Below are 13,220 nucleotides of genomic sequence, written 5' to 3' on the forward strand. Positions count from 1 at the left end.
AACTCAGGCCTGCTCTGCCGCGTCCACGACGTTGGCGAGCAGCATGGCACGGGTCATCGGACCGACCCCGCCCGGGTTGGGCGAGAGCCACCCCGCGACGTCCGCGACGCCGTCGGCGACGTCCCCGCGCAGGCGCGCCTTGCCGGTCTCGGGGTCCTCGACACGGCTCACGCCGACGTCGAGCACGGCCGCGCCGGGCCGGACCATGTCCGCGGTGACGATCCCGGGCACCCCGGCAGCGGCGACGACGACGTCGGCCTGGCGCACGTGCGCGGCGAGGTCGCGGGTGCCGGTGTGGGTGAGGGTGACGGTCGCGTTGACGTCGCGGCGGGTGAGGAGCAGGCCGATGCTGCGCCCCACCGTGGTGCCGCGGCCGACGACGACGACGTGGGCGCCCTCGAGGTCGACGTCGTAGCGGTCGAGGAGCTCGATGACGCCGCGCGGGGTGCACGGCAGGGGGCTGGTGACCGGCTCCTTGACGCGCAGGACGAGGCGGCCGAGGTTCGTCGGGTGCAGGCCGTCGGCGTCCTTGTCGGGGTCGATGCGCTCGAGGACGGCGTTGGTGTCCACGCCCGCGGGCAGCGGGAGCTGCACGATGTAGCCGGTGCAGGCGGGGTCGGCGTTGAGCCGGTCCACCGCCTCGAGGATCTCCTCCTGGGTGGCCGTGGCGGGCAGGTCCACGCGGATCGACTCGATGCCGACCTCCGCGCAGTCACGGTGCTTGCCGGCGACGTAGCTGCGCGAGCCCGGGTCCTCACCCACGAGCACCGTGCCCAGGCCCGGCACGACGCCACGCTCACGCAGCGCGGCCACGCGGGTGGCGAGCTCGGACTTGATCTGCGCCGCGGTGGCCTTGCCGTCCAGGATGCGCGCGGTCACTGCTGCAGGCCCTCGTAGAGCGGGAAGGCCTCGGTGAGCGCCGTGACCCGGGCGTGCAGCGCGGTGACGTCCGCCGCCGTGCCCTCGGTGAGGGCGGTGGCGATGACGTCGGCGACCTCGGTGAACTCCGCGGCCCCGAAGCCGCGGGTGGCCAGCGCGGGGGTGCCGATGCGCAGGCCGGAGGTGACGCGCGGCGGGCGCGGGTCGAAGGGCACCGCGTTGCGGTTGACCGTGATCCCGGCGGCGTGCAGCAGGTCCTCGGCCTGCTGGCCGTCGAGAGCCGAGCTGCGCAGGTCGACGAGGACGAGGTGGACGTCGGTGCCGCCGGTGACGACGGAGACGCCGGCCTCGCGGACGGCCGGGGCCATGAGGCGCTCGGCGATGATCCGCGCGCCCTCGAGGGTGCGGCGCTGCCGGTCGGCGAACTCCTCGCCGGCGGCGACCTTGAGCGCCACGGCCTTGGCGGCGATGACGTGCATGAGCGGGCCGCCCTGCTGGCCGGGGAAGACGGCGGAGTTGAGCTTCTTGCCCAGCTCCTCGGCGTCCCGGGACAGGATCATGCCCGAGCGGGGGCCGCCGAGGGTCTTGTGGATGGTCGTGGAGACGACGTCGGAGTGCGCGACCGGGTTGGGGTGCAGACCGGCGGCGACGAGTCCGGCGAAGTGGGCCATGTCGGTCCACAGGTAGGCGCCGACCTCGTCGGCGATGGCCCGGAAGGCCGCGAAGTCGAGGTGGCGGGGGTAGGCGGACCAGCCGGCGATGATGACCTTGGGGCGCTCGGCGAGGGCCTGCTCGCGCACCTGGTCCATGTCGATGCGGTGGGTCTGCTCGTCGACGCCGTAGGCGGCGATGTCGTAGAGACGGCCGGAGAAGTTGATCTTCATGCCGTGGGTGAGGTGGCCACCGTGCGGCAGGGACAGGCCCAGGACCTTGTCGCCGGGGCGGGCGATGGCGTGGAGCACCGCGGCGTTGGCGGTGGCACCGGAGTGGGGCTGGACGTTGGCGTACGCGGCACCGAACAGCGACTTGGCGCGCTCGATCGCGAGGTTCTCGGCGATGTCGACCTGCTCGCAGCCGCCGTAGTAGCGCTTGCCGGGGTAGCCCTCGGCGTACTTGTTCGTCAGCACCGACCCCTGCGCCTGCAGGACGGCGCGCGGGACGAAGTTCTCGCTGGCGATCATCTCCAGCGTCTCGCGCTGGCGGGTGAGCTCGCCGTCGAGGACGGCGGCGATCTCGGGGTCGAGCTCGGCGAGGGCCTGGTCGGCGACCGGGCGCGTCTGAATGGGCTGGCTCATCGTTCCTCCGCATGTCTCACTGGGTGCGCGCCGGGGCGCGCGTTGCCGGTGACCCTCGGCCCAGGCGGGCGACCTGCGGTCTGCGTGGTTCGTCGCTCCCCGGTGGTGATCCACCTCTGGCGCCAGTCGCGACAGGGACAGACTCTACCCGCTCCGGCTACCCCTGGGGCTCGGCCGGCTCCTCCTCGCCGAGGATGCGGCGCAGGTAGGCGTAGGTGAGGTCACCGGTGTGCTGGTCGTACTGGTGCTCGTAGCCGTGCTTGGCGTACATCGACAGGTTCTGCTTGGAGTCCTGGCCGGTGAAGACCCAGACCTCCTTGGTCTGCTCGGGCAGGTACTCCAGGACGGCCATGAGCAGCTGGGTCCCCAGGCCCTGGCCCTGCAGGTCCGGGACGACGGCGAGGCGGCCGAGGTTGGCCCGCTCCCCCTCGAGCTCGACACGGATCGACCCGACGAGCCGGCTGCCGATCCACGCGCCGAGCGTGACGACCTCCGGGCGCTTGAGGTCCGCCCTCAGCTCGTCGAGGGTCTGGGTGAGGGCCGGGATGCTGGGGTCACCGTAGAGCTGGGCCTCGGTGACGAAGGCCGCGCGCCGGACCGTCAGCAGCTCGCCGGCGGCGTCGTCGTCGACCACATCGATGCGAACGTCGTCCATGGCGCCATCCTTGCACCGTCCCCGGCCGCCCGCGTACACGTCCACCCGGCGATCCCCCTTCCCTCCCGTCACCACCCGCCCTGCCCGCGGACAGGGCGGGTGGAGGGACCCGGGGCTAGCGGAAGATGACGGTGCGGGCACCGTCGCGCAGGACGCGGTGCTCGGCGTGCCAGCGCACCGCGCGGGCCAGCACCCGCCGCTCGACGTCCTCACCGAGGGCCACCATCTCGCGCTCGTCGTCGCCGTGGTCGACGCGCTCGACGTCCTGCTCGATGATCGGGCCCTCGTCCAGGTCCGCCGTGACGTAGTGGGCGGTGGCGCCGATGAGCTTGACGCCGCGGGCGTGGGCCTGGGCGTAGGGGCGGGCGCCCTTGAAGCTCGGGAGGAAGGAGTGGTGGATGTTGATGACACGTCCGTCCAGGCGGCGGCACAGGTCGTCGGAGAGCACCTGCATGTAGCGGGCGAGGACCACGAGCTCGACGTCGTTCTCCTCGACGAGCTCGAGCAGCCGCGCCTCGGCCTGCGCCTTGGTGTCCGCGGTGACCGGCACGTGGTGGAAGTCGTAGTCGTAGAACCGGGCGAGGTCCTCGAGGACGGTGTGGTTGGACACGACGCCGACGACGTCGATGGGCAGCCGGTCGTTGCGCTGGCGGTAGCCGAGGTCGGCGAGGCAGTGCGCCGCCTTGGACACGAGGACGAGCGTGCGCAGCGGGCGGCCGACGACGTCGAGGTGCCACGTCATCTCGAAGCGTCCGGCGAGCTCGGCGAGCGCCTCCTCGAGCTCCTCGCGCGGCGCGGCGGTCTGCACCTGCACGCGCATGAAGAACAGCCCGGTCGTGGGGTCGCCGAACTGCTGGGACTCGGTGATGTTCCCGCCGTGCTCGGCCAGCAGCCCGGCCACGGCACTGACGATGCCGGGCTGGTCCGGGCACGAGAGGGACAGGACGAGGTGGAGGTCGCCGTCGGTGTTCACCCGCCAGAGGCTAGCCGACCACGTCGGTCTGCCCGCTCAGCGGTCCGCTCCCCGGCCCCTGGCCACGACATCGTGTGGGTTCCGGGTCCGCACAGGACCCGGAACCCACACGTTGTGTGCGGCGGCGTGCTCAGCCGAGCCGGCGGCGCCGGGTGACGAGCGTCGCGCCCGCGAGCAGCAGGAGCAGCGCGACCACGACCGGCACGGCGAGGCTTGCGCCGGTCTGCGGCAGCTTCCCGCCGGGTCCCGCGCCGGGCCGGCCGTCGTCGTCACCCGGACCGCCGGTCCCCCCGCCGGGGCCGCCGCCGTCACCCGGCGTGGGCGACGGGTCGGTGGGCGTGGGCGACGGGTCGGTGGGCGTGGGCGTCGGCTGCGCCTCGTCCTGCGCCTCGACGAGCACCGCGACGGTGCGGGCCGGCACGGTCACCGTCCCGGCCTCCTCGTCCCACACCGTCTCGCGCACGACGTCGTCGGCCCCGTCCACCTGGACCGGCGACAGCCCGAACGCCCGCCCGGCGAACCCGTCGACCTGCTCGGTGATCGCCTCCGGGGAGGCGTTGAAGACGGCGATCACGCCGTCGAGGGCGGGGTCGACGTCGGCGTTGCCGGCGGTGTCGTCGATCGCCATGACGAGCAGGCCCGGCGTCGCGTCCGGCCCGGAGCCGGGGAACGTCACCTTCTGCTCGATGAGCTCGGCCGACCCGAGCCGGAACAGCTCCGTGGAGAACCGCAGCTCGAGGAGGTCCTGCGCCATCGCGGCGGACTGCTCGATGTCGGCCTGCCCCGGGTGCAGGTCCGGGTTCGCCAGCAGCGGCGCCATGACCTCCCACGCGTCGGCGTTGTCCTCCGCCGGGGGCAGGCCGACCCCGAAGGTGTTCGTCTGCATCGACCAGTCCAGCCGGTTGAAGTGGTCACCGGAGTTGTAGCTGTTGCGGTCGAGGGACTTCGAGCGGAGCAGGTCGGTCCCCGCGTGCCAGAACGACGGCGTCTGGGACAGCGCCGTCGTCGCCAGCGACAGCGTGTTCATCCGCACCCGGTCCTCCATCGCGGTGTCCACCGGGAGCTTGAGCGCGAGGTTGTCGAAGAGGGTCTCGTTGTCGTGCGCGTCGACGTAGGTGACGACCTCGTCGGGCTGCGTGGCGTAGCCGGCCGGCTGGCCGTTGTAGTCGATCTGCGCGCCGGTCTGCTCCTCCCCCGCGGCGGTGAGGAAGGAGTAGTCGGCGAGGTTGCCCGCCAGCCCGAGCCGCACGAGGTCGGTCTGGTGCGCCAGGCGCGCGGCCTGCTCCTCCGGAGTCCCCTCGGCGACGGCGTTCGGGTCGGTGAAGGAGCCCGAGCCGAAGCCCTGGATCGTGCGCTGGTCCTCGTCGAAGGGGCCGCCGCCGCGGACGGCGTCACGCAGCCGGTCGGAGAAGGTCCCGATGCCGGTGCCGTCGAGCTGGCCCTGGGTGGCCTGGTAGAAGCGCGCGTTGTCCGCGACCTCCCCGAAGTTCCAGCCCTCCCCGTAGACGTAGACGGACTCGCCGTCCACGCCGTCGTCCTCGAGGGTGAGGGAGTCCAGCGCCTCCCGCACGGCCACCATGTTGTCGCGCGAGTGGTGGCCCATGAGGTCGAAGCGGAAGCCGTCGACCCCGTAGTCGGTCGCCCAGGTGAGGACCGAGTCGACCATGAGCTTCTCGGCCATCTCGTGCTCGGTGGCGACGTTCTGGCAGCAGGTCGACGTCTCGACGCTCCCGGTGGCGCTGAGCCGGTGGTAGTACCCGGGCACCACGCGGTCGAGCACCGAGCGTTGGTCCTGGCCGGAGGCGCTGGTGTGGTTGTAGACCTTGTCGAGGACCACCTGCAGGCCGGCGTCGTGCAGCCCGCCCACCATGGTGCGGAACTCCGCCGTGCGGCTGCCGCCGTCCCGCTCGAGGGCGTAGGAGCCCTCGGGCGTCGAGAAGTGCCACGGGTCGTAGCCCCAGTTGAAGCCGTCGAGGTCGCGGACGGCGGCGACCGCGGCCTGCTGCTCCTCGGAGTCCGGCGCGGCGTCCGGCACGTCCGGCTCCGTGCGCGCCGCCGGGTCCTCCTCGATCGTCGCGATGTCGAAGGTGGGCAGGAGGTGGACGGTGTTCATCCCGGCCTCGGCGAGCGTGCGCAGGTGGCGCATCCCGTCGCTGCCCTCCTGCGCGAAGGCGAGGTAGGTGCCGCGCAGCTCCTCGGGCACGGTCTCGTCGCTGATCGAGAAGTCGCGCACGTGCAGCTCGTAGATCGTGCGGTCCACCGGCCGCTCGACGAGGGGCCGCGGGGTGTCGCTCCACAGCTCCGGCGCCCAGCGCGGGTCGTCGAGGTCGACGAGCACCGAGTGGGTGGAGCTCTCGGTGAGCCCGACGGCGTACGGGTCGGTGACCTCGTTGGTGACGACCTCGTCCACGCTGGGGGCGTAGACGGTGACGGCGAAGCGGTAGGCCGCGTCCTCCCAGCCGGGCTCGCCCTCGACGGTCCACGTGCCGTCGTCCTGGCGGGTCATGTCGACGGTCTCGGGCTCTCCGGCGACGGCAGCGGGGGCCCCGCCCCGGGGCTGCGTCCAGAGCTGGAGCTCGACGTCGGTGGCGGTGGGCGCCCACAGCGAGAGCGTCGGGGTGCCGTCCTGCGCCCACTCGACCCCGAGGGTGCGGCCCGCGGCCGCGTCCGCGTAGAGGTCGTCGAGGACGCCGGGGACCTGCAGCCCGGTGAAGGCGGAGACGACCTCCTCCTGCCGCTGCAGCACCTGCACCTGGCCGGTGAGGGCCTCCGCGACCTGGGCGGTGCTCAGTCCCTCCACGCGCAGCGCGAGGTGGTCGGCGAGGTGGGGGAAGCGACCGGCGAGCGCCTCCGGGAGCCCCTCCTCCAGCAGGGTGAGCGAGGCGGCGCCGTCCGCGCCGGTCACCTCGCCGTCGACGACCTCCATGCCGCCCTCGGCGGCGTGGTGCAGCGACCACTCGAGGTCGGCGGGGTCGGCGTCCTCGGGCACGAGGGACGCCGGCCAGGCGATGGTCGTCTCGTCGAGCCAGTGGGCGGCGAGCTGGCCGGTGCCCGCGAGCGGCGGGTCGGTCACCTCGACGGTGAGGACGTGGGTCTCGAGGTCGTAGCTGAAGGACACGAGCTCACCGGCCGTGGCGCTGAAGGGGATGTTGGGGCCGTCGAGCACGCCGCCGGCGCCGTAGTTCTCGTCCCAGCTGCGGCCGTGGGCAACCTTGACCTCGTAGCTGCCCGTCGCGAGCGCCGTCGTCGACCATTCGTAGGTGCCGTCGCCGTCGAGGTCGGTCAGCCACGTGGCCATGCAGTCGGGCTGCCAGTCACCGGGGCAGCCGACCTGGCTCTGGAAGCTGCCGGGCAGGGTGAGGACCGGCCCTTCGGAGGTGTTGGCGAAGTGGTGGGTCACGGGGTCGTAGAAGAAGGTGACGGGCCCGCCGTCGTGGGTGTAGGTGACGTTGTCACCACCGGGGACGCCGCCGGCGCCGTAGTTGACGTCCCAGCTGCCGCCCACGGCGACCTTGTAGTCGTAGCTGCCGGCCGGCAGGTCGAAGGTGGCGGAGTAGACGCCGTCCGCGCCGAGCGCGAGGGCGGCGGCCTCGCAGTCCGGCTGCCAGTCGCCGGGGCAGCCCATGGCGGCGTTGTGGCTGCCGGGGACGGTGACGAGGTCCCCGCCCGGCTGCTCGGGCGCGGTGCCGTCGACGGCCTGGCCGACCGAGCCGACCGTCGAGGCGGCGACCCGGTGACCCGCGGCGTCGACGGACACGGCGCGGTACTCCACGAGGGTGCCGGTCGGCAGCCCGGAGACGTCGTGGAAGACGCGCGGCGCGTCGCCCTCGGCGGTGCCCAGCGCCGTCCACTCCTCCGCGCCGACGAGCCGGTAGGCGAAGGACGTCTCGGCCCACACGTCGTCGGCGATGTCGGCGCTGACCGGGGCGACGCCGTCGAGGCGGCCACCCTGGGCGGGCGAGAGCGTGATGTCGCCGGGCTCGGCGGGCGCGCCGACGGTGCCGTCGGCGACGAGGACGACGGCGGCCAGCCCGGGCACGCTCAGCGTCACAGCCCCGGTGGCGTCCGCCGTCACGGCGGCGTGGTCGCCGTGCAGCGGCACGTAGGTCGCGCCCGGCGTCAGTGTGGTGAAGGTGGCCGTCGCGTCGGTCGCCCGGTTGTTGACCGCGACGACGTGCTCGCGCCGCTCCTCCCGGTCCACGCGGGCGAAGGCGTAGACCCCGGCACCGTCGTCGGCGTGGAGCTCGACCTGCGCTCCGGTCGCGAGCGCCGGGGTGCTGGAGCGCAGCTCGGCGAGCTCGGCGATGTGCGTGTAGAGCGGGACGTCGGTGTCGTAGCGGTCCTGCGCGCCGAGCGGCTCGCCGTCGAGCGTCTCCTCGTTCTGGTACTGCTGTACCTGGCTGGCGAAGAGCGACTGGCGGGCGTCCTTGTCCCCGCCCTGGCCGACGAAACCCTGCTCGTCGCCGTAGTAGACGACCGGCTGGCCACGCGTGAGGTACATGAGCGAGTGGGCGAGCATCGAGCGCTCGCGCTCGTCCCCGGCGCCCTGGAGGAAGTAGCCCACCCGGCCCATGTCGTGGTTGCCGAGGAAGGTCGGCAGGTCGTGGGCGCTCGTCGTCGGGGTCGTGTAGTACGCGTCCGCGGCGAAGAGCCCGGACAGGCCAGCGGCCGTGAAGCCCTTGGCGTAGTTGACCGCGGCGGACTGGTAGGCGAAGTCGAGCACGCCGTTCATGTCGGTGTCGCGCACGTACGGGGACAGGAGGCGGGCGTCGGCGTCGTAGACCTCGCCGAACATGAAGAACTCCTCGTTGCCCCGGGCGCGGGCGTAGTCGAGGACCTCGGTGGTCCACTCCTCCCAGAACTCGCGGTTGACGTGCTTGGCGGTGTCGATGCGGAAGCCGTCGATGCCGAGGTCGATCCAGTCCTCGTAGACCTCGACGAAGCCGTCGACGACGGTCGGGTGCTCGGTCATGAGGTCGTCGAGCCCGTCGAAGTCGCCGTAGGTGACCGACTCGCCCTCCCACGTCGAGTTCCCGCGGTTGTGGTAGAGCGTCACGTCGTTGAGCCACGCGGGGACCTTGACGTCCTCCATCCCCTCGTCCACCACGGGCGTGTAGGGGAAGGAGGTCTCGGCGTCGAGCTCCGGGAAGGCGCCGGTGCCCGCGTGGTCACCGGGGTCGAAGATGTTGCCCTCGGCGTCGCGGTAGGGCGAGGTCTCCATGTCGACGTACCCGTACTCGCCCTCGGCGTAGTCGATGACGTCGGCGGTGTGGTTGGTGATGATGTCGAAGTAGACCTTGATCCCGCGGTCGTGGGCGTCGGCGATGAGCGCCTCGAGCTCCTCGTTGGTCCCGAGGTGCGGGTCGATCTGGGTGAAGTCGGTGATCCAGTAGCCGTGGTAGCCGGCGGAGGCGTCCGCACCCTCCCCCTGGACGGGGTTGTTCTTGAACGACGGCGTGAGCCAGATCGCCGTCGTGCCCAGGCCCTCGATGTAGTCGAGGTTCTCGTGCAGGCCGGCGATGTCGCCGCCGTGGTAGAAGCCCTTGTCCGTGGGGTCGAAGCCGTGGTCGAGGCGGTCGCCGCCGGTGCCGCCGGTGTTGTTGGCGGCGTCGCCGTCGGCGAAGCGGTCGGTCATGACGAAGTAGAGCTGCTCGTCCGCGCCGGGCTGGCGGACCGGCTCGGCGACGAGGGCGGCGTCCGCGTCGGTGTACCCCTCCTCGAGGCCGAGGACCTCCAGAGCGAGGAGGCCGTCGGCGCGGTCGAAGGTGAAGCGGACGTCGGTAGGGCCGGCGAGGTCGAGGGCGTAGTTGGTCTCCCCGCCCCCGACACCGTAGGCCTCGTCCCACGTGCCGCCGACGGCGACCTTGTACTCCCAGCGCCCGGCGGGGACGTTGAGCTCGGCGGAGTAGACGCCCTCGGCGCCGGTGGGCGCGAGGGAGGTGTCGGTGCAGTCGGGGGCCCAGTCGGCGGGGCAGCCGAGCTCGGACTGCAGGTCCCCGGCGAGCACGACGACGGCGTCGTCGGCTACGGCCGGCAGCGTGGCGCCGGCCGCCAGGCCCGACGTCAGCCCGGCGGCGGCGAGCATGGCGACGGCGGCGCGCGGGCGGGCAGATCTCGCGGACATGGGACTCCCTCGTCTCCGGATGATGCCCGCAGCGTAGACCCGCCTGAAAGCACGTGCAAGGCTTGCAGTACGTTTCACGGCGCGGCAAAACCCGCCACAGGAGCCGACCTGCCGCCGTACGGCGTGCCGCACGGCGGCAGGTCCGTGGTCAGCCGAAGAGGCCGCCCAGCCCCCCGCCGCTGCTCTTCGTGCGGTTCTCCTGGTGCCCGCCGCTGACGACCGTCTCGCTCGGCTGGACGATGACGTAGCCCTGCCCGCCGAAGGCCATCTGGAAGGTCTCCCCCGTGCCACCGCGGACGATCGAGGACAGGCCACCCGTGTCGACGCGGATGTCGGCACTGACCCCGCCCGTCCACAGGACCACGGCCTGGGCATCGGCGAAGGTGGGGGCACTCGCGACGTCGAGGGCCACCGGCTCGCCCTGGGTGGTGACCGCGACGTACCCCGTGCCGCGCAGCGAGACGTTGTACAGGCCGCCGGTCATCGCGGCGCCGCGGGCCTGGAGGCGGTGGATGTCCCACTCGATGGAGGAGGAGAAGGCGAGCACGCTGGCGCCGTTGACCGACACCATGTCGTTCTCGAGGTAGAAGACCTGGACGTCGGCGGCGCCGTCGGCGACGAAGAGCTCGCCCTGGCCGGTGCACTCCATCATGCTCACGCCCTCGCCGGTCATCGCCGACTTGACGATCCGGCCGAGTCCACCGGAGCCCTTGTTCTGGAAGTGGACGTCGCCCTGGTAGGCGACCATCGAGCCGGACTTCGCCCAGACCGGGCCGTAGCCCATCTGGACCTTGAGGAGCTTCTTGTTCTGGAGCACGAAGGGCTCCCGGGCGGCAGTCTCCTGGAAGTCGCTGAACAGGGTCCCGTGGATCGGCATGGCTCTCCTCCGTCGTGGTGTGGCGGTGTTCGTCGGAAGAGTACCGCCGGACGGATGCAAGAAACTCGGCTCTCGGCGAGGAAGGAGGGAACCTTCTCGCCGAGAGCCGAGCTCCTGTGGATCAGATGAGGCCGAGCTCCTGGACCGCGTCCCGCTCGCCGACGAGCTCGGCGACGGAGGCGTCGATGCGCTGGCGCGAGAAGTCGTTGACCTCCAGGCCCTGGACGATCTCCCAGCGGCCGTCGACGGAGCGCACGGGGAAGGAGGAGATGATCCCCTCGGGCACGCCGTAGGAGCCGTCGGACGGGATCGCCGCGGAGGTCCAGGAGGACCCCGTCCCGTTGACCCAGTCGTGGACGTGGTCGATGGCCGCGTTCGCCGCGGAGGCCGCCGAGGACGCGCCGCGCGCGTCGATGATCGCCGCGCCACGCTTGGCGACGGTCGGGATGAACTCCCCGTCCAGCCAGGCCTCGTCCACGAGCTCGGTGGCCGGGCGGCCACCGATCGTCGCGTGGAAGACGTCGGGGTACTGGGTGGCGGAGTGGTTGCCCCAGATCGTGAGGTTCTCGATCTGGCTCACCGGGGTACCCGTCTTCTGCGCGAGCTGGCTCAGCGCCCGGTTGTGGTCCAGGCGCGTCATCGCGGTGAAACGCTCGGCCGGGACGTCGGGCGCGTGGCGCTGGGCGATGAGCGCGTTGGTGTTGGCGGGGTTGCCGACGACGAGCACCCGGATGTCGGAGGCAGCGTTGTCGTTGATCGCCTTGCCCTGCGGGCCGAAGATCCCGCCGTTGGCCTCGAGGAGGTCGCCGCGCTCCATACCGGCCGTGCGGGGACGCGCCCCGACGAGCAGCCCGACGTTGGCGCCGTCGAAGGCGGCGTTCGCGTCGTCGAAGATGTCGATGCCCGACAGCAGCGGGAAGGCGCAGTCGTGCAGCTCCATGGCGGTGCCCTCGGCGGCCTTGACGCCCTGGGGGATCTCCAGGAGGCGCAGCCGGACCGGGGTGTCGGGACCGAGGAGCTGGCCCGAGGCGATGCGGAAGAGCAGGGCGTAGCCGATCTGGCCGGCGGCCCCGGTGACGGTGACGTTGACGGGCTGGTTCATGAACGTTGTCTCCTTCGAGCCGTCAGCCCAGGCGGGCGGCGAGGTTCTCGTCGATCGAGGCGAGGAACTCCTCGGTCGTCTGCCACTCCTGGTCCTTGCCCACGAGCAGGGCGAGGTCCTTGGTCATCTTGCCGGACTCGACGGTCTTGATGATGACGTCCTCGAGGGTCTCGGCGAAGCCGGTGACCTCGGGGGTGTTGTCGAGCTTGCCGCGGTGGGACAGGCCCCGGGTCCACGCGAAGATCGAGGCGATCGGGTTCGTCGAGGTCGGGTTGCCGGCCTGGTGCTGGCGGTAGTGGCGGGTGACGGTGCCGTGGGCGGCCTCGGCCTCCACGGTGCGGCCGTCGGGGGACATGAGCACGGAGGTCATGAGCCCGAGCGAGCCGAAGCCCTGGGCGACGGTGTCGGACTGGACGTCGCCGTCGTAGTTCTTGCAGGCCCAGACGTAGCCGCCCTCCCACTTCATGGCGGCGGCGACCATGTCGTCGATGAGGCGGTGCTCGTAGGTGAGGCCCGCGGCGTCGAACTGGTCCTTGAACTCGGCCTGGAAGATCTCCTCGAAGATGTCCTTGAAGGCGCCGTCGTAAGCCTTGAGGATGGTGTTCTTCGTCGACATGTAGACGGGGTAGCCGCGCTGCAGACCGTAGGAGAAGGAGGCGCGCGCGAAGTCGGCGATCGACTTGTTGTAGTTGTACATGCCCATCGCGACGCCGCCGTCCTCACCGAACTTGGCGACCTCGAGCTCCATGGGCTCGCTGCCGTCGTCGGGGGTGTAGGTGATCGTCACGGTGCCCGGGCCGGGGACCTTGAAGTTCTGCGACTTGTACTGGTCGGCGTGGGCGTGGCGGCCGATGATGATCGGCTTGGTCCAGCCCGGCACGAGGCGCGGGATGTTGGAGATGATGATCGGCTCGCGGAAGATGACGCCGCCGAGGATGTTGCGGATGGTGCCGTTGGGCGAGCGCCACATGTTCTTGAGGCCGAACTCGGCCACGCGGGCCTCGTCGGGGGTGATGGTCGCGCACTTGACGCCGACGCCGTGCTCCTGGATGGCGTGGGCCGCGTCGATCGTCACCTGGTCGTCGGTGGCGTCGCGGTGCTGGATCCCGAGGTCGTAGTACTTGAGGTCGACGTCCAGGTAGGGGTGGATGAGTCGGTCCTTGATGAACTGCCAGATGATCCGCGTCATCTCGTCGCCGTCGAGCTCGACGACGGGGTTCTCGACCTTGATCTTCGCCATGTTCCTGCGCTCTCCTGACCACCACGAGGGTGTGCTCGGCGTCCTCGGCGCCGGGGCGCCGGCACCGCGACCAGA

8 protein-coding genes and 1 riboswitch are annotated in these 13,220 nt (G+C 71.7%); all 8 genes read right to left on the reverse strand.

What is annotated here, in order from left to right; translation table 11 throughout:
• Positions 1 to 3 precede the first annotated feature (3 nt).
• The 8 genes from DSZ44_RS06705 to DSZ44_RS06740 all read right to left on the reverse strand — a co-directional run bounded on the left by DSZ44_RS06705 (position 4) and on the right by DSZ44_RS06740 (position 13,145).
• Complete coding sequence (locus DSZ44_RS06705; protein WP_110851832.1) at positions 4 to 879, reverse strand: bifunctional methylenetetrahydrofolate dehydrogenase/methenyltetrahydrofolate cyclohydrolase; 876 nt, start codon at positions 877 to 879, stop codon at positions 4 to 6.
• Positions 876 to 2,174: a serine hydroxymethyltransferase gene (gene glyA, locus DSZ44_RS06710; protein WP_110851833.1), complete on the reverse strand. Its 1,299-nt coding sequence runs from the start codon at positions 2,172 to 2,174 to the stop codon at positions 876 to 878. The genes DSZ44_RS06705 and glyA overlap by 4 nt, the downstream gene beginning before the upstream one ends.
• 51 nt (positions 2,175 to 2,225) lie before the next feature.
• A riboswitch (ZMP/ZTP riboswitch) is annotated at positions 2,226 to 2,314 on the reverse strand.
• 17 nt (positions 2,315 to 2,331) lie between these two features.
• Positions 2,332 to 2,829: a GNAT family N-acetyltransferase gene (locus DSZ44_RS06715; protein ID WP_110851834.1), complete on the reverse strand. Its 498-nt coding sequence runs from the start codon at positions 2,827 to 2,829 to the stop codon at positions 2,332 to 2,334.
• A gap of 115 nt (positions 2,830 to 2,944) precedes the next feature.
• Complete coding sequence (gene purU, locus DSZ44_RS06720; protein ID WP_110851835.1) at positions 2,945 to 3,802, reverse strand: formyltetrahydrofolate deformylase; 858 nt, start codon at positions 3,800 to 3,802, stop codon at positions 2,945 to 2,947.
• 130 nt (positions 3,803 to 3,932) lie between these two features.
• Positions 3,933 to 9,926 carry a pullulanase-type alpha-1,6-glucosidase gene (gene pulA, locus DSZ44_RS06725; protein WP_110851938.1) on the reverse strand — a complete coding sequence of 1,998 codons (5,994 nt, stop codon included), beginning with the start codon at positions 9,924 to 9,926 and terminating at the stop codon, positions 3,933 to 3,935.
• Positions 9,927 to 10,074: 148 nt separating this feature from the next.
• On the reverse strand, positions 10,075 to 10,803 hold the full coding sequence (locus DSZ44_RS06730) for an AIM24 family protein (RefSeq protein ID WP_110851836.1): 729 nt from the start codon (positions 10,801 to 10,803) through the stop codon (positions 10,075 to 10,077).
• A gap of 121 nt (positions 10,804 to 10,924) precedes the next feature.
• Positions 10,925 to 11,905: a malate dehydrogenase gene (locus DSZ44_RS06735; RefSeq protein WP_110851837.1), complete on the reverse strand. Its 981-nt coding sequence runs from the start codon at positions 11,903 to 11,905 to the stop codon at positions 10,925 to 10,927.
• A gap of 22 nt (positions 11,906 to 11,927) precedes the next feature.
• A complete protein-coding gene (locus DSZ44_RS06740; protein ID WP_110851838.1) occupies positions 11,928 to 13,145 on the reverse strand; it encodes an NADP-dependent isocitrate dehydrogenase in 1,218 nt (405 codons plus the stop codon).
• Positions 13,146 to 13,220 lie beyond the last annotated feature (75 nt).

Source organism: Georgenia satyanarayanai (assembly GCF_900116375.1).
Lineage (GTDB): Bacteria > Actinomycetota > Actinomycetes > Actinomycetales > Actinomycetaceae > Oceanitalea > Oceanitalea nanhaiensis.

Coding starts and splice junctions, on each gene's coding strand:
- glyA (WP_110851833.1), bottom strand. CDS start 2,174: ATGAGCCAGCCCATTCAGACGCGCCCGGTCGCCGACCAGGCCCTCGCC.
- DSZ44_RS06715 (WP_110851834.1), bottom strand. CDS start 2,829: ATGGACGACGTTCGCATCGATGTGGTCGACGACGACGCCGCCGGCGAG.
- pulA (WP_110851938.1), bottom strand. CDS start 9,926: ATGTCCGCGAGATCTGCCCGCCCGCGCGCCGCCGTCGCCATGCTCGCC.
- DSZ44_RS06730 (WP_110851836.1), bottom strand. CDS start 10,803: ATGCCGATCCACGGGACCCTGTTCAGCGACTTCCAGGAGACTGCCGCC.
- DSZ44_RS06735 (WP_110851837.1), bottom strand. CDS start 11,905: ATGAACCAGCCCGTCAACGTCACCGTCACCGGGGCCGCCGGCCAGATC.
- DSZ44_RS06740 (WP_110851838.1), bottom strand. CDS start 13,145: ATGGCGAAGATCAAGGTCGAGAACCCCGTCGTCGAGCTCGACGGCGAC.